Annotated in this window: 2 protein-coding genes; both read left to right on the top strand. The window is 73.0% G+C overall.

The window, feature by feature from the left end; genetic code table 11:
• A partial coding sequence (locus AB0E94_RS53160) for a hypothetical protein (RefSeq protein ID WP_360344651.1) occupies window positions 1-410 on the top strand: 410 nt, incomplete at its 5' end.
• A gap of 8 nt (window positions 411-418) precedes the next feature.
• Window positions 419-1,137, top strand: a 719-nt coding sequence (locus AB0E94_RS53155; RefSeq protein ID WP_360344648.1) for a hypothetical protein, incomplete at its 3' end; no start/stop codon positions are given.

Here is a 1,137-nt window from a genome sequence, read left to right as displayed (position 1 = left end):
GCAGGCGCCGTCCCGGTGACCCGCTGGTTCCAGCAGTGAGCACCACCGCTGGACTGCTCGACGGCTGGGACGTCTGCTCCGTCACCGGATGCCCCCTCGGCGATCCGGACGCCGCCGAGCCCGACAGCATCGACGAGATCGAAGAGACTGGCATCGCCCACGGCGTGCGGCACGTCAACATCTCCGACCACTGGTGGGTCGACACCCGACCCCAGAACCCGCAGGGGCTCGCCGGCAACAACACGCTCGTCCTCGCTGCCGCCGCATGGTTGGCCCACCACGAAGGGGCCGACTACTGCATCCGCAGCACCTCGTACGCCGGAGAGTGGAACGGCTACCAACTGCTCGCCAGCGACCTGCTGCGTGCCCTCGACGGAGCCGCCGAACCCACCACGCCAGGCGGGAGGTGAGCGCCACCGTGGATACCCAGGACGCGATGCGGGTGGCGAACCGCTACGCCGGGCAGGTCGCCAAGGCCGAGACGCTGCAGGGCCGGGCGCGCGCCTGTCGCGACGCCGCTGACCGGTACCGCAGTGACGCCCGGGTCAACCAGGAGTCGACCGCGAACCACCTGACGGCCGCACGCACGATCCGCGACGCCAGCGTCGCCGCCGAGCACACGCGGGCGGCACGGGAGGCCGAGGCGGAAGCGGCGCGGGAGATCCTCGCGGCCCGCTACTACGAGGTGCAGGCCGAGGAGTACGAGGCCCAAGCCCTCGGCACCGGAACCACCCTCACGAGAAAGGAGCCTTCGATGGGCGACGGCGCTATCCCGACCACGGCCGCGTCGGCGAGCCTCGCCGGGCCCGACAGCCCGACCACGAGCGGGGTGGGTGACGTGCTCGGCTACGCCGACGGCGAGACCTGCCACGGCACCGACCAGGTCGCCGCCGCCGCCGGCCCGGCCAGCGTCCTGGCGTTGATGGACTACGGCGACGGCAACAACCGGTGGGACGGCGGCCAGTACATCGCGGTCGCTACCTCCCCGGGCCGGTGGGACCCGGTCACCAGCAACGAGCACGTCGCCAGCGACGGGTACGCCGCGCCGAGCATCTACCAGCCGCCGCACCTGAGCGCGGCCGAGGCCGAGACCGCCGCGCGGCACCTCGACGAACTGGCCGAGCGCGCCGAGGCCGG

This window comes from Actinoplanes sp. NPDC026670, assembly GCF_040638175.1.
Classification (GTDB): domain Bacteria; phylum Actinomycetota; class Actinomycetes; order Mycobacteriales; family Micromonosporaceae; genus Actinoplanes.
Note: the sequence above shows the minus strand (reverse complement) of the source record. Positions and strands in the feature narration are given on the sequence as shown.